25 protein-coding genes are annotated in these 21,376 nt (G+C 37.8%); 12 read left to right on the top strand and 13 right to left on the bottom strand.

Features of this window, described 5'->3' with window-relative positions; translation table 11 throughout:
• Positions 1-141 precede the first annotated feature (141 nt).
• From ureC to ureE, 8 genes are all read right to left on the bottom strand, one after another.
• Positions 142-1,842, bottom strand: coding sequence for an urease subunit alpha (ureC, locus tag AC2G3J_RS09385; protein WP_483770992.1), 1,701 nt, complete (start codon positions 1,840-1,842; stop codon positions 142-144).
• 13 nt (positions 1,843-1,855) lie between these two features.
• Positions 1,856-2,164 carry an urease subunit beta gene (locus tag AC2G3J_RS09380; RefSeq protein ID WP_336951050.1) on the bottom strand — a complete coding sequence of 103 codons (309 nt, stop codon included), beginning with the start codon at positions 2,162-2,164 and terminating at the stop codon, positions 1,856-1,858.
• A 29-nt stretch (positions 2,165-2,193) separates the two neighbouring features.
• A complete protein-coding gene (gene ureA, locus AC2G3J_RS09375; RefSeq protein WP_336951049.1) occupies positions 2,194-2,496 on the bottom strand; it encodes an urease subunit gamma in 303 nt (100 codons plus the stop codon).
• A 99-nt stretch (positions 2,497-2,595) separates the two neighbouring features.
• Positions 2,596-3,465, bottom strand: a complete 870-nt coding sequence (locus AC2G3J_RS09370; RefSeq protein ID WP_419359699.1) for an urease accessory protein UreD — start codon at positions 3,463-3,465, stop codon at positions 2,596-2,598.
• 43 nt (positions 3,466-3,508) lie between these two features.
• Positions 3,509-4,075 carry a HupE/UreJ family protein gene (locus AC2G3J_RS09365; protein ID WP_336951047.1) on the bottom strand — a complete coding sequence of 189 codons (567 nt, stop codon included), beginning with the start codon at positions 4,073-4,075 and terminating at the stop codon, positions 3,509-3,511.
• Between the two features lie 59 nt (positions 4,076-4,134).
• Complete coding sequence (gene ureG / locus AC2G3J_RS09360; protein WP_336951046.1) at positions 4,135-4,749, bottom strand: urease accessory protein UreG; 615 nt, start codon at positions 4,747-4,749, stop codon at positions 4,135-4,137.
• A gap of 57 nt (positions 4,750-4,806) precedes the next feature.
• The gene (locus tag AC2G3J_RS09355; RefSeq protein ID WP_336951045.1) at positions 4,807-5,472 is read right to left on the bottom strand and encodes an urease accessory protein UreF; all 666 of its coding nucleotides are present in this window, start codon (positions 5,470-5,472) and stop codon (positions 4,807-4,809) included.
• On the bottom strand, positions 5,459-5,941 hold the full coding sequence (gene ureE, locus AC2G3J_RS09350; RefSeq protein ID WP_336951044.1) for an urease accessory protein UreE: 483 nt from the start codon (positions 5,939-5,941) through the stop codon (positions 5,459-5,461). The genes AC2G3J_RS09355 and ureE overlap by 14 nt, the downstream gene beginning before the upstream one ends.
• 638 nt (positions 5,942-6,579) lie before the next feature.
• Between ureE and AC2G3J_RS09345 the strand changes: the two genes are divergently transcribed.
• Together AC2G3J_RS09345 and AC2G3J_RS09340 are read left to right on the top strand one after the other, a co-directional pair.
• The gene (locus AC2G3J_RS09345; protein ID WP_483770991.1) at positions 6,580-7,041 is read left to right on the top strand and encodes a universal stress protein; all 462 of its coding nucleotides are present in this window, start codon (positions 6,580-6,582) and stop codon (positions 7,039-7,041) included.
• Between the two features lie 35 nt (positions 7,042-7,076).
• Positions 7,077-7,520 carry a universal stress protein gene (locus tag AC2G3J_RS09340; RefSeq protein ID WP_336951042.1) on the top strand — a complete coding sequence of 148 codons (444 nt, stop codon included), beginning with the start codon at positions 7,077-7,079 and terminating at the stop codon, positions 7,518-7,520.
• An 86-nt stretch (positions 7,521-7,606) separates the two neighbouring features.
• Here the strand turns inward: AC2G3J_RS09340 and AC2G3J_RS09335 are convergent, their stop codons facing one another.
• Positions 7,607-7,837, bottom strand: coding sequence for a hypothetical protein (locus AC2G3J_RS09335; RefSeq protein ID WP_419327239.1), 231 nt, complete (start codon positions 7,835-7,837; stop codon positions 7,607-7,609).
• Positions 7,838-8,291: 454 nt separating this feature from the next.
• On the opposite strand from AC2G3J_RS09335, the gene AC2G3J_RS09330 reads away from it, so the two are divergent.
• A complete protein-coding gene (locus AC2G3J_RS09330; protein ID WP_419327240.1) occupies positions 8,292-8,771 on the top strand; it encodes a CinA family protein in 480 nt (159 codons plus the stop codon).
• 129 nt (positions 8,772-8,900) lie between these two features.
• Entirely contained in the window at positions 8,901-9,374 is a 474-nt protein-coding gene (locus tag AC2G3J_RS09325; RefSeq protein ID WP_004821699.1) for a hypothetical protein, read from the top strand.
• A 192-nt stretch (positions 9,375-9,566) separates the two neighbouring features.
• Here the strand turns inward: AC2G3J_RS09325 and aroC are convergent, their stop codons facing one another.
• From aroC to AC2G3J_RS09310, 3 genes are all read right to left on the bottom strand, one after another.
• Positions 9,567-10,661: a chorismate synthase gene (gene aroC / locus AC2G3J_RS09320; protein WP_336951039.1), complete on the bottom strand. Its 1,095-nt coding sequence runs from the start codon at positions 10,659-10,661 to the stop codon at positions 9,567-9,569.
• A gap of 12 nt (positions 10,662-10,673) precedes the next feature.
• Positions 10,674-11,684: a 50S ribosomal protein L3 N(5)-glutamine methyltransferase gene (gene prmB, locus AC2G3J_RS09315; RefSeq protein ID WP_336951038.1), complete on the bottom strand. Its 1,011-nt coding sequence runs from the start codon at positions 11,682-11,684 to the stop codon at positions 10,674-10,676.
• A gap of 114 nt (positions 11,685-11,798) precedes the next feature.
• Entirely contained in the window at positions 11,799-12,182 is a 384-nt protein-coding gene (locus AC2G3J_RS09310; protein ID WP_419327241.1) for a lysozyme inhibitor LprI family protein, read from the bottom strand.
• Between the two features lie 365 nt (positions 12,183-12,547).
• Between AC2G3J_RS09310 and AC2G3J_RS09305 the strand changes: the two genes are divergently transcribed.
• The 8 genes from AC2G3J_RS09305 to gcvH all read left to right on the top strand — a co-directional run bounded on the left by AC2G3J_RS09305 (position 12,548) and on the right by gcvH (position 20,139).
• Positions 12,548-12,853: a hypothetical protein gene (locus tag AC2G3J_RS09305; protein ID WP_336951036.1), complete on the top strand. Its 306-nt coding sequence runs from the start codon at positions 12,548-12,550 to the stop codon at positions 12,851-12,853.
• Between the two features lie 151 nt (positions 12,854-13,004).
• Complete coding sequence (locus tag AC2G3J_RS09300; RefSeq protein ID WP_336951034.1) at positions 13,005-14,378, top strand: ABC1 kinase family protein; 1,374 nt, start codon at positions 13,005-13,007, stop codon at positions 14,376-14,378.
• Between the two features lie 258 nt (positions 14,379-14,636).
• Positions 14,637-15,923 (top strand): acyl-CoA dehydrogenase family protein, encoded by a 1,287-nt coding sequence (locus AC2G3J_RS09295; RefSeq protein ID WP_483771070.1) that lies wholly within the window; start codon positions 14,637-14,639, stop codon positions 15,921-15,923.
• A 24-nt stretch (positions 15,924-15,947) separates the two neighbouring features.
• Positions 15,948-17,147: an acyl-CoA dehydrogenase family protein gene (locus tag AC2G3J_RS09290; RefSeq protein WP_483770990.1), complete on the top strand. Its 1,200-nt coding sequence runs from the start codon at positions 15,948-15,950 to the stop codon at positions 17,145-17,147.
• A gap of 180 nt (positions 17,148-17,327) precedes the next feature.
• Positions 17,328-17,816, top strand: a complete 489-nt coding sequence (locus AC2G3J_RS09285) for a GNAT family N-acetyltransferase (RefSeq protein ID WP_336951032.1) — start codon at positions 17,328-17,330, stop codon at positions 17,814-17,816.
• 256 nt (positions 17,817-18,072) lie between these two features.
• The gene (locus tag AC2G3J_RS09280) at positions 18,073-18,522 is read left to right on the top strand and encodes a MaoC family dehydratase (RefSeq protein WP_419327244.1); all 450 of its coding nucleotides are present in this window, start codon (positions 18,073-18,075) and stop codon (positions 18,520-18,522) included.
• A gap of 93 nt (positions 18,523-18,615) precedes the next feature.
• The gene (locus AC2G3J_RS09275; protein ID WP_004720255.1) at positions 18,616-19,647 is read left to right on the top strand and encodes an AraC family transcriptional regulator; all 1,032 of its coding nucleotides are present in this window, start codon (positions 18,616-18,618) and stop codon (positions 19,645-19,647) included.
• Between the two features lie 117 nt (positions 19,648-19,764).
• Positions 19,765-20,139, top strand: a complete 375-nt coding sequence (gene gcvH / locus AC2G3J_RS09270; RefSeq protein WP_419327245.1) for a glycine cleavage system protein GcvH — start codon at positions 19,765-19,767, stop codon at positions 20,137-20,139.
• A gap of 105 nt (positions 20,140-20,244) precedes the next feature.
• Here gcvH and AC2G3J_RS09265 read toward each other — a convergent pair whose 3' ends face one another.
• Positions 20,245-21,300 (bottom strand): 3-deoxy-7-phosphoheptulonate synthase, encoded by a 1,056-nt coding sequence (locus tag AC2G3J_RS09265; protein WP_483770989.1) that lies wholly within the window; start codon positions 21,298-21,300, stop codon positions 20,245-20,247.
• Positions 21,301-21,376 lie beyond the last annotated feature (76 nt).

Genomic DNA, 21,376 nt, shown 5'->3' with positions numbered 1-21,376 from the left:
TTATACCAACCAATATTAAACATAGCTTTTTAAATTAATAAAGTTGTCTTTGGTTGCATTACGTAGAGACATATTGATTTCAAATAAAATAGTGCCTCTCTTATCATAAGAAAGGCATTTTTAAATTCGAATTATCTTGAATTAAAACAAGAAATAACGCTGTGCCATGGGTAATACTTCAGCAGCTTCACAAGTTAGATGTACACCATCGGCACGAACTTCATAGGTTTCAGGATGCACATCCATCACAGGACAATAGTTATTATGCTTCATGTCTTGTTTAGTGATGTTTCTGGTATTTTTACAAGGTGAAATTAACTTCCTTAATTGTAATTTTTCAGCAACACATAGTTCAATTGCGGCCTGTGACAAGAAAGTAATACAGGTATTGTGCACGCCTCTTGGATATGCCCCAAACATTGGACGGTAATGTACCGGCTGTGGTGTTGGAATTGAGGCATTAATATCTCCCATTGGCGCTGCCGCAATCATTCCACCTTTAATGATCATTGATGGCTTTACCCCAAAAAACTCGGGTTTCCACAACACCAAATCAGCAAGTTTCCCTTCTTCTATAGAACCAATTTCGTGGCTTAAACCATGAGTAATGGCAGGATTTATTGTATATTTTGCAATATAACGCTTCACCCGATTATTATCATGATACTGATTATCGCCTTCTAATGGTCCTCGTTGCACTTTCATTTTATGCGCCGTTTGCCAAGTACGTAAAATCACCTCACCCACACGCCCCATGGCTTGAGAGTCAGAAGACATCATTGAAATTGCGCCGAGATCTTGCAATATATCTTCTGCGGCAATCGTTTCACGACGAATACGGCTCTCAGCAAATGCGACATCTTCAGCTATCGCTGGATCTAAATGGTGGCAGACCATGAGCATGTCTAAGTGTTCATCAATGGTATTGATAGTATATGGGCGGGTTGGATTGGTTGAAGATGGCAAAACATTTGCCTGACCAATGGCTTTTAAAATATCAGGCGCATGACCGCCACCCGCGCCCTCAGTATGATAAGTGTGAATAGTACGATTTTTAAATGCCCCCAGTGTTTCTTCAAGAAAACCACTTTCATTTAAAGTATCGGTATGAATCGCAACTTGTACATCATATTCATCTGCCACAGTTAGACAATTATCAATTGCAGCAGGGGTAGAACCCCAGTCTTCATGCAATTTCAGCCCCACCACACCTGCTTTAATCTGCTCCGCAATCGGTTCAGGTTGACTTAAATTACCTTTACCCAATAAGCCAATATTCATAGGTAAATCATCAATGGCTTGCAGCATGGTTGAAATATGCCATGGCCCTGGTGTTACCGTTGTCGCCGATGTTCCTGCAGCGGGACCAGTACCACCACCAATCATGGTTGTTGTTCCTGACATTAACGCTGTTTCAACTTGTTGTGGGCAAATCCAGTGAATATGGGTATCTATTCCACCTGCTGTAAGTATTTGCCCTTCACCGGCAATCACCTCAGTGGCCGCACCTAATGGAATGGTAATATCGGGTTGAATATCCGGATTGCCAGCTTTACCTATTTTCCAAATTCGCCCATTTTTCAATCCTACATCGGCTTTAATAATTCCCCACCAATCGACAATCAATGCATTGGTAATCACCGTATCTGCAACATCTGCTGCAAGTAATTGAGATTGCCCCATCCCATCGCGAATAACTTTGCCGCCCCCAAATTTAACTTCTTCACCATAGATGGTGAGATCTTGTTCAACTTCTATAAAAAGTTCGGTATCTGCTAAACGTACTCGATCCCCAACGGTAGGACCAAACATTTCAGCATAAGCTCGACGTGACATTTTCATTTTGATTATCCTTTTAGTCCAACTTACCCATCACACGCCCTGCGAAACCATAGACTTCACGTTTTCCGACCAGTGCAACGATTTCAACATCACGTCGCTGCCCCGGCTCAAACCGAACCGCTGTACCCGCTGCAATATTTAAACGAAAACCTTTGGCACGTTCACGATCAAATTGCAAAGCATCATTGGCTTCATAAAAATGAAAATGTGAACCCACCTGAATCGGTCGATCACCTAAATTTGACACTGAAATTTTCAGTACTTCACGACCGACATTCATTTCAATATCACAATCAGGTGTAATAATTTCACCAGGGATCATGTGCTTATCCTAATTTTTTAAAAAGTATTCTATATAATCGGTTGGTGGACTGTGACGAGCTTCGAGCCATCTGGAAAAGTAGCCTCTACCTGCACTTCGGCAATCATCTCAGGCACACCCTCCATCACATCATCACGACTGAGCAAGGTAGTGCCAAAATGCATCAACTCACTGACAGTCATTCCATCTCGCGCACCTTCAAGCAGTGCTGCGGAAATAAATGCAATAGATTCAGGATAATTGAGTTTTAGTCCACGTGCTTTACGACGTTCTGCAACCAAACCCGCTGTAAAAATCAGCAGTTTGTCTTTTTCAGTAGGATTGAGTTCCATATGTGTTTCCTAAAGTTCTTGCATTTTTTATGCAAAATATGTGCTCAGTTTTAAATTAAACACGCAGATTTTATTTCTAAAAGACGAACTTTAAATGAATCAAGTTCGCCAAATTCGTGGAAATGCTTCATCCATATCAAACCAATATCGCCTCAATCTGGCACGAATTGCTGCAAAAGCATCATGACAATGTCGAACATCATCACCTAAAAAACGTGCACTGATGACATCCCCCAATAAGGTTAACCTGACAGGCATATCCATTCGCATCATCAACTCACGAATTAAATCGATATGTGCCTCTAAATAAATGTTTGCTCGGAATTTTTCAGGAGGAACTGCCCATAAACTTCCCATAACGGCATGATTATTCATGCCTAGACAAGAACTTAGCCAACGATCATTGCCTTTAAAACTCAATGTGTCTGCCACCAGTAATTGCTGATTTCGCCATAATTTTAAATGACTGTGATAAGCACCAGATTGGAATTTTTCATTTCGAGCTTGTCGACCAATCACCAACATATCCCAACCGATAAAGCTTGCTGTCTGATCAAGCTGAATCAAGGTTTCTGAGTGAGCATTGGCACCATCAAATAACATGGTTTCTTGAGGAAGCCATTCAAACACAGCATTGTGTTTAACTGAGATATGGATATGTTGATAAGCTTGTTTGCCATTGGTTCGATACCATTTACCTGCACCAGGGGTCGTGACTAAGGCATGGGCAGCAACATCAACATTAATCTCAAATGTTAAATGATCGCCACCTGCAATACCCGCAGGCGGATGGACAATAATCGCATGACAAATCCCAGTTTTTTCAGGCCAAAGCATCTTTTGCACACGTACAGGTCCAAAATGTCTACGATGGGCTAGTACTGTCCGCTCAGTTTGAGCCTGAAAACCCAATTCTAGTTTTGCATACCAAAGGCGCTGATCAGGAAGATGTTCCACTAAACTTATCATGGCCGCCTTTATAAATGGATATCAGCAATTAAGCGCTTAAACATTAAGCCAAACCAATAACTGCAACGACCGCAGCCAAAGTACCAATAATTTTCTTGCCATATGGAACGTACTTTTTAATAAAAGCACCAATGCCTAAACCACCCGCATAGATCAATGTCATTGCTGTCACCATGCCTAAAATCAGTAAGCTGGCATGACCGGATTGGCCTAGTTCAGTTCCATGCGCAACACCGTGAAAACTTGCCAATAAAACTGCTGCAATAGGTAAAACTTGATTTGTTTTTGTCCAAAGCGCTACAGCCAGTAAAACCAATGAAGCAATGATGCCGTATTCAGCAATTGCTGCTGGAATAAATCCTTGGCTACCGATCATAAAACCAACCACCATCGCTGAAGCTAAGCCTATCAAGCCAAAAAGCTTCCAGCGTTGATTTGCTGTCCACATCAATACCCCAAATGCGATTGCCATCATCAAATGATCTAAACCTGTAAATGGATGAATAAAGCCCGGCCAAAACCCAGTATGGTGATCATGTCCAGGATGAGCCAAAGCCAATACAGGTAAATATGCAGCACATGCCATCAGAGTTTTTTTAAAAATACGCATTCAAATTCTCCTTTGATTACTTTTAAATTCAAATAGTTACAATTATTTTAATATCGCGACTAAGCTTTAAATAAACCTTGTTTTTCAATAAACTCAATGATTTGGTTTAAACCAGCTTGAGTTTTCATATTTGAAAATAGAAAAGGTTTATCACCACGCATGCGTTTTGCATCTTGATCCATCACATCGAGATTTGCACCGACCATTGGGGCTAAATCTGTTTTGTTAATAATCAATAAATCCGACTTGGTAATTCCTGGACCACCTTTACGTGGGATCTTTTCACCACCTGCAACATCAATCACATAAAGGGTTAAATCAGATAATTCGGGACTAAACGTAGCGGCTAGATTATCTCCACCACTTTCGATAATAATCAGCTCTAAACCATTAAATTTTTCACAAAGATCATCAATTGCAGCCAAATTAATTGAAGCATCTTCACGAATTGCAGTATGCGGACAACCACCTGTCTCAACACCAACAATACGTTCTGGTGACATCGCTTCATGACGAGTTAAAAAATTAGAATCTTCTTTGGTATAGATATCGTTGGTCACAACCGCCATATTATATTTGTTGCGTAAAGCAAGGCATAAATTTAGGGTTAATGCTGTTTTACCTGAACCAACAGGACCACCTATTCCAACACGTAAAGGGCTACGTTCTGTCATCATTTTTTCCTTTTCTATACTTCATTCTCTATAAAAGTAGGGAATGAACCGTGTCATTTATGATCTAAATAATCGTGAATATAAAGTTTCATGCGACATACTTAACATCGCATAATTGGGCAAGGCACTACTTAGCGCATCATCTTCTAAGGCCAAGGCACGTACTACGGCTTGAGGAATTAGGCCATGTAAGTGCCACAAAATTCTTTGACCACTCATTTGCCCTAAAGGGACAGTTTTTACTGCACCTAGCACTTGATTTTCTAAAACAGTAAAGCTATATGCTGTTAGGACATCCACCAGATTAAGCTTCAACGTTCCGCATAAATGTGCGTAAACTGGTACAAAACCAAACTGCTTTTTAATCTCAGGTTGCTGTTTTAAAACATCACGAATCCAAGCATTCAAAGAAAATGCCAACTGCTGAGATTCAGCCCGTAATTCTTTTGATTCACGGCTTGCTTTATAAAAGTTAGCCCAATTTAAAAATTCTACCTCGTCTAAATAATGTTGCATTAAACGTTTTAAAACGGGTAGTTCAAACCTAACCAGCAACATTTCCAGTACTTCTTCAAAATAAGCGATACTGCTTGCTTCATCATGAATCAAACCCTGATCAATCGCACTTTCCACCCCTTGCGAATAGCAATATGCACCGATGGGTAGGGCTGTCGATGACAAGGTCAATAGACTTAGTAGTTGCGATGCGTTAGTGATGGACATGATGTAAAGCCTTAATTGGGCTTAAACGATGATCATGCTGATGTTGGGCATATGCCCCACTTTCAGGTTCAAATGGATGTTCTACTTCATCTACTGTCAACCCTAAACCTTGGATCATTTCTGCAAGGACATGATCAGGTTCAAAATAAAGTGCAGTTGGGGAAAGCATTAACGGAACATGGCGATTTCCCAGATGATATGCAGCTTTAAGTAAATCAAAACTATCCAGTGCAGAAACTCGCATTAATTTTTCAGCTTTGGCATCTACACGTAACACTTCACCTTGTTCAGTTGCAATATAAGAACCACTACGCAAAATGCCCGTACGCGGCAAATCTGCACCAATATCGTGCCCATTATTTAAAGTTGCACGAAAACGGCTCTTTTGGCGAGTATCAAAAGTCAATTCAATACTTTCAGCCTCAATGTTTGACTCTATATGGTCTAGACGTTGCGTATAAATTTTCATACTGATCCACTTTTCTATGGCACTTGATTTAAAATGTTCCAAATTGATGCCAAAATTTTATTCATAAATATTGGTTTGCATTAAATTAAAGCATTTATCATGCCAGTTTTTAGAATCTTAAGAATTCAAAATACATCTTATTCAGAACACCAACCTAAAACCTGAGATCAAATTTATATGAATAAAATTTCAATAAAAAATAAGGACAATTAAACGTTACAAAATAAAACCATAATAAAATTATGTGTATTTCACAAAAGCTTGAAATAACACACTTTTGATCAACTAAAATTCTCATCGATAATTTGCGACTAACAACACAATGTGTTATCAATGAATAAATAATGACGGGGTCTGTTGACAATTCGTCTAGATTTGCGACTACGTGTGTTTTTTTGGTGATACTAGGCACGAAGTATGAAATTTAGTCATTCTAAATGAATATTTCGTAACGACGTAGCGGCAAAAAAAACACGCTAGTCCCGAAGGGTTGTGGCTAAAATTATCTCAGTCTGCGTTATGAAACTCGAAAATAGTCTCGCTATTCTCTTCGTTTCCTGCCTTGTCTGCTCAATTTTAGCTTACAACGCAAACCCTTTATGAAATGTCAACAGCCCCCTTAAAAGGAGAAACTTATAATGGCTTATCAACATATCCTTCTTGCTGTAGATGACTCTCCTATTTCTTATGCTGCACTTGAACATGCAGAGAAACTTGCACTTGCTTTTAACTGTAAAATTACTGTGATGAGTGTAATCGCAGTTGATCCTTTTAAAGGCGTCGATTTTTATAAAATAGCGCCTGCTGTAACTCAATATTTATTTGAAGCTGAAAAAAATGCTTTAGCACGTTTAAAAGATATTCAAGAAACTTTAGTTCACCATGGTGTAACAACAGTAGATACCAAAGTGGTACGTGAAGTTCCTCCTGCTACTGGAATTTTAGATGTTGCAGATGAACTAAATGTGGACCTTATTGTAATGGGCTCCCATGGACGTACTGGTCTGAAAAAATTCTTCTTAGGGAGTGTTGCACAAGAAGTGTTGTCTATTTCTCCACTGCCTGTGTTGATTATTAAATCTCCCCAAGAAGAAGCTTAGTTTTTATTTGAAATCTTAATTAAAAAGGTGTGATTATGAGTTATCAAAATATTCTTGTCCCAGTTGACGGTTCTGACATTTCTTTTTCTGCATTAAAACATGCTGCTGCGATTGCAAAAGCCTTTGGAAGCAAAGTCACTGCGATCAGTGTCGTTGCCGAAGACCCTTTTGCAGCTGCTGATTTCTACTATTCGCCAGATATGTTAAAAGATTACATTGAAGAAGCAATTAAAAATGCGGAAGAAGGTTTGGGCAAAGCCAAACAATTGGCTGAACAGCAAGGTGTTCAGATTGATACACAAGTCGTGAGAGACTCGGTTGCAGCAGAAACCATCATTAAAACTGCTGAATCATTAAATACAGATTTAATTATCATGGGATCACATGGACGTAAAGGCTTCCAGAAATTTTTCTTGGGTAGCTTTGCACAAGATGTACTAGGTCAAACTAAACTCCCTGTATTGATTGTCAAACAGTGATTGATTAAATTATCAGATAAATAAAACCCAGTTTAGCTGGGTTTTATTTATGCAATGTCCATAGCAAAGACAACTTGGGAAAATTATTAAACCGCGATAACTTTGACTAAAATGGTTTGAGATTCTTCAAAATCATCAAAAATTTGCTTACGGCTAAGTTCTTTGGACTTTACTTTAAAATTATGATTTTGATAGTGAATGATATCGGGAATTTGATCAAAATAATTTCCTTCGGCTTCAATACTTTCTTCAAATAAAGCGGTGCCAAGCTGATATTCTCTACTTTTTAGGACAACATACTTAACTGTCGTTTTCATGATTCGTACTCCATTTTCATATGCACTTTATTTTTATTTATATCACCTTTTGGCAGGTTTGAAATATATAAATTCACCATATTGCACAGTAATTCTACGATTGGCCCAAAAAAGGAAAACCCACCTGTTGAAGAGTGGGTTGACTGCATATTTACAGACTTTACGCTGATTATTCTTTTAAACTTTTTTTGATTGTTATTTAATGCTTATTCTTGGTTTTTGTTGTTTGTGCAGACATTATGGCAAATAAATATGACAAACCTATTTCAACCACAATTTCTTTTTAGTTATTTTATTATTATTGATAAAAATCAATCTAACATATTAATTTTTATAATTAATTAAATAAATACACGATGAGTATGCCTACTTTCCACATAGTTTTCTTGCAAATTTTTTCAATTTACTTATAGTTAAATTATTGAATATCAATAATTATTTTAGAGTCATACTTATGCTTTTAAAACAATGTTGTGATCTGCTTGAAAGAAAGAATTTAACAATCGCATTTATTGAAAGTGCAAGTTCTGGTTATTTATCCAGCCAATTTTCGATCTATAAAAACAGTGGTGCAGATATTTTATTAGGCGGTTTAGTCAGTTACGCCCCCTCTATTAAAATTTCAATTTTACAAGTTGATCCATCCCTCATCGAAAAATATAGTGCTGAATCAGTTGAAGTTACTCAAGCAATGGCAATTCAAGGAAAAAAGCTCTTTACAGCTGCAGATATCATTGTTAGTTGTACGGGCTTACTTAAACCAGGTGGTAGTGCGAGTCTTGAAAAACCAGAAGGTACTTTCTTTATCTCAATCTATTATCAAAACAGGTTATCAAATTTTAAATATTTTATTGAAGGTGAGCCGTTGACTCGACTAAATCAATTGACTGAGAATATTGCAAAGGAAATATTAAAAATCTTAAATATTGTTTAAGATTTATGCTATGCCTTAACTAAAATACAAATTACTGAAATATTTAATTCACTTTTTAACTAAAAAGCGTTAAATTTTACCTAGATTATCAACATATCAATAACACAAATGAACTTATTAGGAAGCAGTATGAAACTTCAATTTGCAGTAATTTCTTCTTTAGCATGTTTAACTTTGGCGGGTTGTGCTGGCTCTTATCCAGAAAGAGTTGTTACAAAAGGCCCTTTAATCTGTGAAGCAAATGAAGTTTGCCCTGAACTATCTATGCGTTGGAAAGATGAAGTCCGTGATGGCTTTAAAATCACAGCAGAAATTAACAACCCAACAAAATATGATATTACCCAATTTGTTTTCTTAGTGGATGGCCAACCATATACATATTCAACCATTAACACGACCCAATATGCGGGTACAGTTTCATCAAACTCGATTAATGTTCCAGTCAGTTTTCTTAACTCATTCCGTAATGGTAAAGAAATTTCACTTAAATTGGTCACCAATCAGGGCGATGTTGAACGTTCAATCTTAAAGGCAGATGGTCAACAATCTTCTGCGTACCTAACGTTCTTAAAGGGTTATACAGGTCAAATTGTTACTCAATAAGACTGAGCAGAATAGATATAAAAAAACCAGACAAAATGTCTGGTTTTTTTAACTGAAAATCTTTAACTTAAAATAATGAATCCATTCGCATTGACCTAAATTTGTTAAGTAAAGACAAATCATTTGAAATTTACTCTCATAATTAAAGATATTTCAAAACTAAAATACCCTCTCTTATCTCAAATATATTTGCTATTTAGGTTCAATTGGGGCAAATGGTGCAACCACATCCGCATTTTGTGCACGGTGACGCATAAAATGATCCATCAATACAATGGCAAGCATGGCTTCAGCAATAGGTGTCGCACGCACGCCCACACAAGGATCATGCCGACCTTTGGTGAGGACATCTGTATCTTCACGATCTAGATTGATGGTTTTTCCTGGTGTGGTAATACTTGCGGTTGGTTTTAACGCAATCGCTACGCGAATGGTTTGACCTGAAGAAATACCCCCGAGAATACCACCAGCATGATTGGCTAAAAACCCATCGGTGCTAAGTTCATCACGTGTTTGATGACCAAATTGTTCTGCAACTGCAAAACCATCACCAATTTCAACACCTTTCACCGCATTGATTGACATCATGGCATGGGCAATATCAGCATCTAAACGATCAAATACGGGTTCACCCCAACCTACAGGTACTTTTTCTGCAAGGATTTCAAGCTTTGCACCACAACTGGTACCCTGTTCACGCAATGATGTCACCAGCGCTTCAAAACGTTGAACTGCATTGACATCACCACAGAAGAATGGATTATTGGGAACTTCATTCCAATCTAAAGCTTGTGCTTTTTCTGTACCAATTTGCGTCACATGCCCACGAATCACAATCGCAAATTTCTCAAAAAGAAATTTCTTTGCAATCGCACCCGCTGCCACACGCATCGCCGTTTCACGTGCACTTGAACGACCACCACCACGATAATCACGGAAACCATACTTTTGCGTATAGGTGTAATCTGCATGGCCTGGACGGAAAGTTTGCGCAATATTGCCATAATCTTTAGATTTTTGATCTGTATTACGGATCAATAAACCAATCGAAGTTCCTGTCGTTTTACCTTCAAAAACTCCAGAAATGATTTCAACCTCATCTGGCTCTTTACGCTGAGTAGCAAACTTAGACGTTCCCGGTTTACGACGATCTAAATCAATTTGTAAATCTTCAGCAGATAATTCAAGACCCGGTGGCACACCATCAACAATTGCCATCAAGCCTACGCCGTGAGATTCACCACAAGTCGTTACACGGAAGAGTTGTCCAATACTGTTACCTGCCATGCTTACGACTCCTTAAGCTTGAATAGATTGAATAAATAAATCACGGAATGTACGACATTGTTCAGCAGTCAAAGCAAAAATACCTGTACCGCCTTTTTGGAACTGTAACCAGTAAAAATCAATCGTATTAAAATTCTGTTTCATTGCCCATTCTGAGTTACCTACTTCAATCACGATTAAACCGTCTTCAGTTAAATAATCAGCAGCTTGAGCCAACATTTTTCGAACTAAATCCAAACCATCTTGACCAGCAGCTAAAGCAAGTTCAGGTTCATGATGGAATTCATCCGGGAGATCTGCCATATCTTCGGCATCCACATACGGTGGATTTGAAACGATCAAATCATATTGATTTTCAGCTGGAATTTTGGCAAACAAATCTGACTCAAGCAAAGCCACCTGATATTGCTTATTGTGGTGCTCCGCATTAATAGAAGCCACTTCTAATGCTTCTTTAGAAATATCAGTTGCATCTACTTCTGAATCAGGGAATGCATATGCCAGCGCGATCGCAATACAACCTGAACCCGTACACATATCTAAGATACGCTGTGGTGTTTTTGGATTTGGGTTTTCAGGTAAATTATTCACGCCTGCACGTGTTTGTCCATTTTCATCTAAACAATAAGGTGCAAAACGGTTTTCGATCAATTCAGCAATCGGTGAACGAGGAATTAACACACGCTCATCAACATAGAATGGCTTACCAAAGAAATAAGCGAGGTTAAGTAAATAAGAGGTTGGAATTCTTTCATTTACACGACGTTCGAGTAAATTTAAAAACTCAGCTTTTTCACTTGGCAATAATTTTGAATCTAAAATTTCAGCATCCGCCTTCCATTCTAAAGAAAGCGTTTGTAACACCAAGGCAGAACTTTCTGCAAAATAATCTTCTGTACCTTGACCCAAATGTGCATCGTATTGACGTAAAGCTGTAACCCCAAAACGAATAAAATCACGAATTGTTGATAGGTTTTCAGCAGCTTCCTGTAAATGTTCAGGGCTAATAGTCGGTCGATCCACTTAAGGTTTCTCCAAGGTCATATTTTTAAACGCCTTATGATACCTTGTTTTGCATGACATTTATAATGCTTTACGACAATTTACTTAGCAATTATTTTATAGCGCAATAAAGCACTATAAACGATAGCTTTGTTTCTCTAAGATATTGGCTCTATTGACTGTTTGTTTAAGCGCACAATTGTAATACTTCATTTTATAATCATCTGAAACTGATTTATTCGACTCATCACACTGCTGTTCTCGAAGTTTAAGCCATTGTTTCTGATATTTCTTTTGAACTTTCTGTTGCTTATCTGTATACAGGTCCAGTGTCTGTTTAAATAATGATTTCAAACGATCATCTTGTTTACTCAACTCTGTTTTCATACAACTGGCAAGTGTTGCTGAGCTCGAACCTGCCGAATTCATACAGTTTAAATACTCTGAACTATAGCCGATCGCCTGTATTTGCATCGGCAATAATACAACTAAACTGATCCCCCAATATTTTAAATACATCCAATTCCCTATCCCAAAATCATTATTTTAATTCAAAAACTCTTAATCCAAAGAACTAAGGCGCTAATTTTAAATAATCAGCTATGTAGAAGAGTGTAAAAGATTTGAAACTAAATACAATCATTGTAGATAAATTGTGGTTAAAAATTGATTTAAAGCAATCAACTTTGTTACACCATATCACTAATTTTTCAGATTTATTTTCAAGCTATTATTATATGTTTTAAAAAAATCGATCTTCATGGTTATAAAATATCAACTTATTTGTGGCTAAATTGCTGAGATTGAGCACTTAACTTGAAATTAGGTCATTTCACCTTTATATATACAATAAGTTTTTAAATATTTATGAATTTAGTTAATTTATGAGCTACAAACATAATAACCTCATGGCAATGCGTCAGTCATGGTGGGATGATGAATCCACTCCAAATGTCAAAATTGAAAAGCAATTTTTTCAACAAACCCTTACAGAACAAGGTGTTTATGAACCGGCTTCTCTAGATGATGTAAAATATTTTTTCTTTAGCTTGCCAAGCATAATCATTGTTAAAGGTTATGCACTGGGTTTTACCAATCAAAGTGTTAAGGATCTGATCATTAATTACATTGCTTCTAATAAGCAAGGTTTAATACTTCGGAAAGAGCTCAAAATCCAATTTAGAATGTAAATTTTAATATTGCTTAGGCTATTTTGATGAAATTAATTTAATTCCCCCATTCAGCGAATTGAACTGTTTAAATACAGTCATTCCATGTAATATTCCTTACAATTAGTCATCTTTTTATCTTTTCGAATCTCTTTTAAAGGATTTTATCTTCATGTCAGATCAGAACGAAAAGCTCAAACAGTTAAAAACCTCATCAATGGATCGTCGCTTATCAATCGCAAAAGCATCATTATTGGCAGGTACACGCTGGGCAGCTTCAAGTGCGAGTTCAATCTTTTCAAGTGAAGAAGAAAAAGAAAAAAAACGTAAACAAGCGATGAAGGAACAAGCCAATTACCTTGTTCAAGAAATTGGTAAGCTAAAAGGCTCAATTGTTAAAATCGGTCAAATGATGGCGCTTTATGGCGAGCATTTTTTACCTGAAGAAATTACTCAAGCATTAAACACCCTCAATAATCAAACAGTTGCCCTTGCATGGCCTGCGATTAAAGAGCAATTGGTCAGTCAATTGGGTTCAAAACTCAACGATCTCACCATTGATCATGAGCCGATTGGTACAGCTTCTCTGGCTCAGGTTCACCGCGCAACACGTAAGTCAGATGGATTAGAGTTGGTTCTTAAAATCCAATATCCAGGTGTAGCTGACGCCATAGACTCAGATATGAGCCTATTTCGAAATATGCTTAAATTGACACGTATGGTGCCACAAACCCGTGAGTTCGATCAGTGGTTTGATGAAGTTCGTGAAATGATGCATCGTGAAGTTGATTATAAAGTTGAAGCGGCAACAACCCGTCGTTTTGGCCAGCGACTTAAAGAAGATCCACGTTATGGCGTGCCACAAATTATTGATGACTATTGTACCAATCAAGTCCTGTGCATGACCTTTGAACGTGGTGTCCCCATCAACAGCCCTGTCATGTTATCTTTACCGCAAGAGCGCCGAAATCTTTTAGGTGAAGCATCACTTGAAATCGCAGTCCGTGAATTGTTTGAGTGGGGCGAAATGCAAACCGATCCTAACTTTGGTAATTACCTTGTTCGCTTGGGTAATGGTGAAGATATAAAAGACAAAATTATTTTATTAGATTTTGGTGCAATACGTCAGTTTGATGATCAACTCCTTGGTGTTGCCTGTAATTTAATTAAAGCCGGTTATAACCACGATGCTGAAGCTATGGTTAAGGCAATGTCAGGCTATGAGTTCTTTGATGCCATGCCCCTAAGCATTAAACCTGATATGGCAAAAGTATTTTTATTGGCAACAGAAGCCTTTAGTACACCTTTAAATAATCCAGATTTACCCGCTGGCGTGATGGATCAACATAATCGTTATGACTGGAAAAAAAGCCAGTTGCATAGCCGTGTGATGCAACGTGCTTCAAAATCAATGGCTTCACGTTACTTCAGTATTCCACCAAAAGAATTTATGTTTATCAGTCGTAAATTTATTGGTGCTTATACATTTATGACGGTGATTGAAGCAAAGACTAATGTTCGTAAAATGATTGTACCTTTTGTTTAATCTTTTTAGTTTTCATACAAGTTAAAAGAGATTTTAAAAGTTTTTAAAATGTCACTTTTACCAATACCCAACAAATGTTGGGTATTTTTATTTTAAAATAATTTATAAAAATCAAAATATTAAAAACTTATAAACCCTTAACTCTACCATTCATCTATGGTCAATCAGTTTGTCAGCTTTGACATGGTTTTTTATATTTATGCATGTCAGGATTGATGTATACCGACACTAAAATACAGGGACTTCGGCATGACCAATATGGTAAATAAAGCTCAAGGTTTGGGTTTAAATCTAATTACAAAAATTGCAGGTAGTGATTTACTTGATCAGTTTAAATTGCGCAAATTTATTGAAAGATCTCTTTATCAAGGGTCTAAAGCAGGTTTTAAAACCTTAAGTGCTACACAAAAAGCCTTTAAATCAGATTCAAATGTAACCAAACAACGTTTACCCAACCAACAAAAATCCCTATTTGATCTGAGCTTGACTGAAGAACAGCAAATGACTGTGGATGCCATGGATCAATTTGCTTCCGAAGTACTTTATCAATTGGCTCATCAAGCGGATCACGACGAAAAGTTTCCAGCTGAGCTTTGGCAACACAGTACCGATTTAGGTCTAAATTACTATGCACTGCCTGAAGCTTTAGGTGGTGTCGCATCTGAAAAAAATATTGTGAGTAATATTTTAATTGCTGAACGCTTAGCTAAAGGTGATTTTTCACTTGCTGCAGGTCTGCTCTCTACTTTTAGTGTCATCAATGCAATTACGCAATGGGGTTCTGAACAAGTTCAATCTGTTTATTTGCCAAATTTTGCCAATGATACCGATATTCAAGCCACTTTTGCAGTACAAGAAGCAACCCCTGCATTTAATCCCTTACGCTTAAAAACTAAAGCAACTGCCAACAATGGACAATTCAGCATTACTGGAGAAAAAACTTTAGTGCTGTTGGGTGCAACAGCAGATTTATTCCTTGTTAGTGCAGACTTTAAGGGTCAAGCGGACGTTTTCGTTGTAAAGCGAGATCCAAGTATTACAGTGAAAAAATCACCGGCAATGGGCTTAAAAGCAACTGAAACGGTAACTTTGAAGTTTGACAATACCCCTGCCCAACGTTTGGGTGATGATGATTTTAATTACGCTGCATTTTTAGATTTAGGCAATCTAATGTGGTGTGCAATGGCTGTTGGTAGCTGTGAAGCGGTTAAAGAATACAGCATCAAATATGCCAATGAACGTACTGCATTTGGTGAGCCTATTTCACACCGCCAAAGCGTGGCATTTATGATCGCAGATATGGCGATTGAAATTGATGCAATGCGTATGCTGATTTTAAATGCTGCCAGTCTTGCAGAAGCAGGACAACCCTTCCATAGAGAAGCGTATTTAGCCCGTCTACTTTGTGCAGAAAAATCCATGAAAATTGGTACAGATGGTGTGCAAATTTTAGGTGGACATGGTTTTACTAAGGAACATCCAGCTGAGCGTTGGTACCGTGACTTACGTGCAACTGCCGTTCTACATTCTGGCTTACACGCTTAACTTAGAAGATAAAGGATAAAAATCATGAATTTACAAAATCCAAAAAAATTCCAAATGCTTTTAGATCAAGCACACGAAACTGCATTAAATGTTTTACGCCCAATTTCTCGTAAATACGACAAAGCGGAACATGCCTATCCAAAAGAACTCGATATGCTCGCATCGTTACTAGATGGCATGAACGATGGTGGCGATGGACTCAACGCTGGTGCTGCGATTAATAAACGTGGCGATACAGACAGTAATAATAAAAATGGCACAAATATGTCTACCGCATTGGGTGTGATTGAAATGTGTTATGGCGATACAGGCCTATTGCTGACCATGCCACGTCAAGGACTGGGAAATTCAGCCATTGCTGCCGTCGCCAATGATGAACAGCTTGAGCGTTTTAAAGGAACATGGGCTGCGATGGCCATCACTGAACCTGGTTGTGGTTCTGACTCTGCTGCGATTCGTACAACCGCAACCAAAGATGGTGATGATTACATTCTGAACGGTGAAAAAATATTTGTCACCTCTGGGGAACGTGCTGACTCAGTCGTGGTTTGGGCAACTTTGGATAAGAAATTGGGGCGTGCTGCGATTAAATCTTTTGTAGTACCAAAAGGCACACCTGGTATGAAGGTAGAACGTCTTGAACATAAACTAGGTATTAAAGCATCCGATACAGCAGCAATTAGTTTTATTGACTGTCGTGTACCTGGAGTCAACTTACTCGGTAATGCAGAAATTGATGTAGCCAAAGGTTTTGCGGGTGTGATGGAAACTTTTGATAATACCCGCCCACTAGTTGCAGCTATGGCAGTAGGCTGTGCCAAAGCTTCTCTAGAGCGCATCAAAGAAATCTTTAAAGATGAGCTAGATCCCGACTATGCAACCCCATATTTGCAAACCTCAAATTTGGCTGCGCAAATCTATCGGATGGAGGCAGAATGGGAAGCTGCACGTTTACTCATCATAAAAGCCACATGGATGGCGGATAATAAAAAACCCAACTCTCGTGAAGCTTCTATCGCCAAAGCAAAAGCTGGGCGTATTTGCAATGAAATCACTTTAAAATGTGTAGAGCTGGCTGCTAGTATGGGTTATAACGAAGATGAATTATTAGAAAAATGGGCGCGTGATTCAAAAATTCTAGATATTTTTGAGGGAACGCAACAGATTCAACAGCTGATTATTGCCCGTCGAGAATTGGGTAAATCTTCAAGTGAATTAAAATAGCCTAGTAGCAAAACTTGTAAATTTACTTAGGGTTTGTTGGCATTTCATAACTAGACAAATTGTCAACAGACCCTATACAACTATTCAAGTGGTAAAGTTTTGATCAGTTGAATTTTTAACTGATCACAAAAGGTAGAATTTTTGTTATAAAAATTCTACCTTTTTTATTTTCATTTACTTATGTACCAAATTAGAACGATACAAATACAAGACAATCCATCGATCGCACAAGTCATTCGTGAAGTATCTAAAGAATTTGGCTTAGCCCCTGAATCAGGCTTCGCAGTGGCCGATCCGATTTTAGATGATTTATATCAGGTATACGCTCAACCTAATGCTCAATACTGGGTCATTGAGGATATAAATGGTCGAGTTGTTGGCGGTGGAGGACTTTCACCATTACAAGGAGATGCAAGCATATTAGAGATTCAAAAGATGTATTTTTTGCCTGAACTTCGTGGTTTAGGCTTTGCCAAACTAATTCTTGAAAAGTGTTTCGAATTTGCACAACAACAAGGCTTTCAATCCTGTTATTTAGAAACTACACAAGATTTATGGCAAGCCATTAAACTCTATGAAAAGTTAGGCTTTAAGCATTTATCGGAACCTAAAGGTAATACTGGTCATAGCCATGTTTGTGAAGTTTGGATGCTTAAAACATTGCTTTAACGCGTCTTGAGCTTGCTCAATTCACTTTGGTCGTATTTTCATTACTTTCAGGACATTAGACAATGTTATTATGATCTGAATCATTCTATATTTTGATTGATATTTCAATACGACTTAAAAAAATGATGACTGGCAAAAACAGTCATTGAAATTGCTTAATGGTGACTTACAATGAAAGAGTTTAGATAATTTAATTTTTATGCGTAGAACATCATTATTTATGAGTATTGTGTGAAATTAAGGGAATGTATAAACAATGTTGTACTTGGAAGATTTAAATATAGGCGATCGTTTTAAAAGTCGTGAGTACGAAATGACTTTGGATGAGGTTTTAGAGTTTGCGCATAAGTATGATCCGCAAATTTTCCATACTGATGCTGAAAAAGCCAAAGATCACCCGATTTTTAAAGGACTTGCTGCAAGTGGATGGCATACGTCTGCAGTTACTATGCGTCTTTGGACAGAATGCTTCCCTGTTGCTTATGGCTTAATTGGTTCAGAATCAAGTTTAAGATGGCCAAAACCCACACGTGTGGGCGATAAAATACATGTTGATGTCGAAGTTGTGGCTATCCTGCCGTCTAAAACCAAAAATGATCGCGCAATTGTGACCTATGTAACACAAGCAAAAAATCAAGATGATGATGTATTGTTGATTTCAACCACTAAAATTGTGGTCTTTAAACGCAATTTTGATGCACATTAATCCTAAATTTGTCTTACAATATTTAAGGGTTTTTCCATATCATGACAATATGATTAAACAAGTAAAAACAATGTTCAGAGCAATGGAAAGCACATGAAAACAGTCTCAGCTCGCCAAGATCAGGGAATTCCTGGTGTTTATGGACTATTATTACTAGATATTGTTTCTCGTTGGGGATATAGCGCAGAAACACTTTTCGCACCCTTTAATTTTACCAGTGAACAGTTAGCAGATCCTGAGTGTCGGATCCCAACACCGCTTGCCAATGAATTGATTAAACATGCATTAAAACTTACAGGTGAAAGCACCTTAGGCTTTCATCTCGGTACACAAATGCGTATTTCCATTCATGGCTTTATTGGTTATGCCATCATGACAGCACACGATATTACCGATGCGCTTGTTTTAGCCAACCGTTTTATCCAGTTGCGTATGCCCTTTCTACAATTGTATTTCTCGACTTTTGGTGAAAAAGCCACACTTCAATTGCAATGTGATATCGAAATCGAACCTTTGCGCACAGAAATTGTGATGGGGCTAACCTTTGGTATCATGACCATGGCAAAAGCCTTAACCGGCATTGATTATTTGCATGGCGATATCGATTTTGATTTTCCCAAACCTGATGGTTTTGACAAATACATCGAGAAACTGGCAAAGCAATACAATATGCGTTTTGAACAGCCACATCTCATTGCAAGTTTTGACAAATCCTACTTGGGCTTAAAAATGGTCAATGCTGACCCGATTGCCAGTCAAATTGCGATTAATCAATGTGAAGCAGAACTTTCAGCTTTGGGTGAAAGACGTCGTTTGGCGATGCGTGTACGTGATATCTTGACCCATTCGGAACAGCATTATTTAAGTATTGAAAATGTCGCAGATCGTCTGCATATGTCAGACCGTACATTAAAGCGTCAGTTGGCTGCCGAAGGTACTTCTTTCTCTACACTGGTAGATGAAGTACGTTATCGCCATGCCACATCGTTACTTTCCCGTACAGACTATACACTGGAACAAATTGCAGATGAACTCGGTTATAGTGATGTTGCAAACTTTAGTCGTGCATTTAAACGCTGGAGTGGTCGTAGCCCAAGTAGTTGGCGCAAAGACCCATACTTATAATGTGATTTATCACGATTATTTGTTTCGATGAATAAGTTTATCAGTATCTCTGCTTTCTGTTTTGATTAAAAAACCTGTATAACTCGTGCCAAAAATAAATTGATTAATGGAGTCATTATGAATCATCCTTCAAATTTGAAATATGCAGCTACACATGAATGGGTAAAAATTGAAGGTGATCTTGTGATTACTGGTATTTCTGACCATGCTCAAGATGCTTTAGGCGACTTAGTCTACGTTGAAGCGCCTGAAGTGGGTAGCCATGTGGTTGCTGGTGCTCAAGCTGGTGTAGTTGAATCCGTTAAAACAGCATCTGATATTCATGCGCCTGTTTCTGGTGAAGTTGTAGAAGTGAATACTGCCCTCGAAGATGATCCTGATTTTGTGAATGACGACCCGTATGGCAAAGGTTGGATTTATAAAATTAAACCAGACAATATTGCAGATGTTGAAAAGTTACTCAGCAATAGCGAATATGAAGCTGGTCTTTAATTTTTAAAATACTAATGCTTAAAAATAATGTTTAAACACAAAAAGATCAGATGAGTCTGATCTTTTTTGTTTTTGTCGTTAAATAAAGTATATAAAGGCATTTAATTAAGCCATCAGCAACAACTCCTGTTTCGAAAGCTGCTCTGCAACATCCAACAGCAATTGCTCCGTCTTATTCCACCCCAAACAACCGTCTGTAATAGATTGACCATAAGTCATATCACAAGAGATTTTTTGATTACCATCTACCAAATGACTTTCTAACATTACACCACGTACCTTGGTCACATGTCTTTCTTCAATGATTTGCTGTAAAATCAACGGTTGCTTTAAAGGATCTTTACTGCTGTTACCATGACTACAATCAATCACCAATGCTGGTAATTTCCCTTGATGCTGCTGGCGGATCTGTTGGATCGATTCTGCATCATAGTTTGTGCCTTTATTTGAACCACGTAAAATGATGTGTGCTAAAGGATTACCATGACTATGTACAAGACAAGGCAATCCCTTTTGGCCCATGGCTAGAAACTGATGAGGATGACTTGCAGATTGGATTGCATCTAAAGCAATTTGAATCGAGCCATCTGTCCCATTTTTAAAGCCAATACTAAAAGGCATATGACTTGAAATTTCACGATGAATTTGTGATTCGCTGGTACGTGCACCAATAGCCCCCCAAGCCAATAAATCATCAAAATATGCAGTTGCCATAGGGCTTAGAATTTCACTGGCGATCGGCAAACCTTTTTCAATAATTTGTAAATACAATTGGCGTGATTTTTCTAAACCCAATTGCATATCAGCAGATCCATCTAAATTTGGATCGTATAAAAACCCTTTCCAACCCACTGTTGTACGTGGCTTTTCAATATATGCACGCATCACTAGAAAGATTTGATCTGACACTTTTTCTTGTAATTGTATTAAGCGATCTGCGTATTCCAATGCGGATTTTTCATCATGAATAGAACATGGGCCTGTAATCACCAATAAACGGTCATCTGTACCATCGAGAATATTTTCAATTGTTTGGCGTTGCTCAGTGATTTGTAAAGCGAGCTTATGTTTTAATGCAAATTTTTCTTTTAACTCATAAGGTAAACTGAGTTGAGTTTCTATGGTTTGATTTTGTTGTAAAGCAATATTTAGTGCATTCATGATGTATTCCTTTGGACTCTATAAAGTCCGAACTTTTATTTGAGCGTATTGGATCTATTCAAATGGGCGATCAGGT

It is taken from the genome of Acinetobacter legionensis, from assembly GCF_057165765.1.
Note: the sequence above shows the minus strand (reverse complement) of the source record. Positions and strands in the feature narration are given on the sequence as shown.

What these genes read in the sequence shown, in the direction of transcription:
- AC2G3J_RS09330 (WP_419327240.1), top strand. Translation starts at nt 8,292, where the DNA reads ATGCTTTTAAAACAATGTTGTGATCTGCTTGAAAGAAAGAATTTAACA.
- AC2G3J_RS09265 (WP_483770989.1), bottom strand. Translation starts at nt 21,300, where the DNA reads ATGAATGCACTAAATATTGCTTTACAACAAAATCAAACCATAGAAACT.
- AC2G3J_RS09380 (WP_336951050.1), bottom strand. Translation starts at nt 2,164, where the DNA reads ATGATCCCTGGTGAAATTATTACACCTGATTGTGATATTGAAATGAAT.
- ureC (WP_483770992.1), bottom strand. Translation starts at nt 1,842, where the DNA reads ATGAAAATGTCACGTCGAGCTTATGCTGAAATGTTTGGTCCTACCGTT.
- AC2G3J_RS09300 (WP_336951034.1), top strand. Translation starts at nt 13,005, where the DNA reads ATGTCAGATCAGAACGAAAAGCTCAAACAGTTAAAAACCTCATCAATG.
- AC2G3J_RS09275 (WP_004720255.1), top strand. Translation starts at nt 18,616, where the DNA reads ATGAAAACAGTCTCAGCTCGCCAAGATCAGGGAATTCCTGGTGTTTAT.
- AC2G3J_RS09355 (WP_336951045.1), bottom strand. Translation starts at nt 5,472, where the DNA reads ATGTCCATCACTAACGCATCGCAACTACTAAGTCTATTGACCTTGTCA.
- ureG (WP_336951046.1), bottom strand. Translation starts at nt 4,749, where the DNA reads ATGACAGAACGTAGCCCTTTACGTGTTGGAATAGGTGGTCCTGTTGGT.
- AC2G3J_RS09285 (WP_336951032.1), top strand. Translation starts at nt 17,328, where the DNA reads ATGTACCAAATTAGAACGATACAAATACAAGACAATCCATCGATCGCA.
- AC2G3J_RS09290 (WP_483770990.1), top strand. Translation starts at nt 15,948, where the DNA reads ATGAATTTACAAAATCCAAAAAAATTCCAAATGCTTTTAGATCAAGCA.
- gcvH (WP_419327245.1), top strand. Translation starts at nt 19,765, where the DNA reads ATGAATCATCCTTCAAATTTGAAATATGCAGCTACACATGAATGGGTA.
- AC2G3J_RS09345 (WP_483770991.1), top strand. Translation starts at nt 6,580, where the DNA reads ATGGCTTATCAACATATCCTTCTTGCTGTAGATGACTCTCCTATTTCT.
- AC2G3J_RS09280 (WP_419327244.1), top strand. Translation starts at nt 18,073, where the DNA reads ATGTTGTACTTGGAAGATTTAAATATAGGCGATCGTTTTAAAAGTCGT.
- AC2G3J_RS09370 (WP_419359699.1), bottom strand. Translation starts at nt 3,465, where the DNA reads ATGATAAGTTTAGTGGAACATCTTCCTGATCAGCGCCTTTGGTATGCA.
- AC2G3J_RS09340 (WP_336951042.1), top strand. Translation starts at nt 7,077, where the DNA reads ATGAGTTATCAAAATATTCTTGTCCCAGTTGACGGTTCTGACATTTCT.
- aroC (WP_336951039.1), bottom strand. Translation starts at nt 10,661, where the DNA reads ATGGCAGGTAACAGTATTGGACAACTCTTCCGTGTAACGACTTGTGGT.
- ureE (WP_336951044.1), bottom strand. Translation starts at nt 5,941, where the DNA reads ATGAAAATTTATACGCAACGTCTAGACCATATAGAGTCAAACATTGAG.
- ureA (WP_336951049.1), bottom strand. Translation starts at nt 2,496, where the DNA reads ATGGAACTCAATCCTACTGAAAAAGACAAACTGCTGATTTTTACAGCG.
- AC2G3J_RS09325 (WP_004821699.1), top strand. Translation starts at nt 8,901, where the DNA reads ATGAAACTTCAATTTGCAGTAATTTCTTCTTTAGCATGTTTAACTTTG.
- AC2G3J_RS09310 (WP_419327241.1), bottom strand. Translation starts at nt 12,182, where the DNA reads ATGTATTTAAAATATTGGGGGATCAGTTTAGTTGTATTATTGCCGATG.
- AC2G3J_RS09305 (WP_336951036.1), top strand. Translation starts at nt 12,548, where the DNA reads ATGAGCTACAAACATAATAACCTCATGGCAATGCGTCAGTCATGGTGG.
- AC2G3J_RS09295 (WP_483771070.1), top strand. Translation starts at nt 14,637, where the DNA reads ATGGTAAATAAAGCTCAAGGTTTGGGTTTAAATCTAATTACAAAAATT.
- AC2G3J_RS09365 (WP_336951047.1), bottom strand. Translation starts at nt 4,075, where the DNA reads ATGCGTATTTTTAAAAAAACTCTGATGGCATGTGCTGCATATTTACCT.
- AC2G3J_RS09335 (WP_419327239.1), bottom strand. Translation starts at nt 7,837, where the DNA reads ATGAAAACGACAGTTAAGTATGTTGTCCTAAAAAGTAGAGAATATCAG.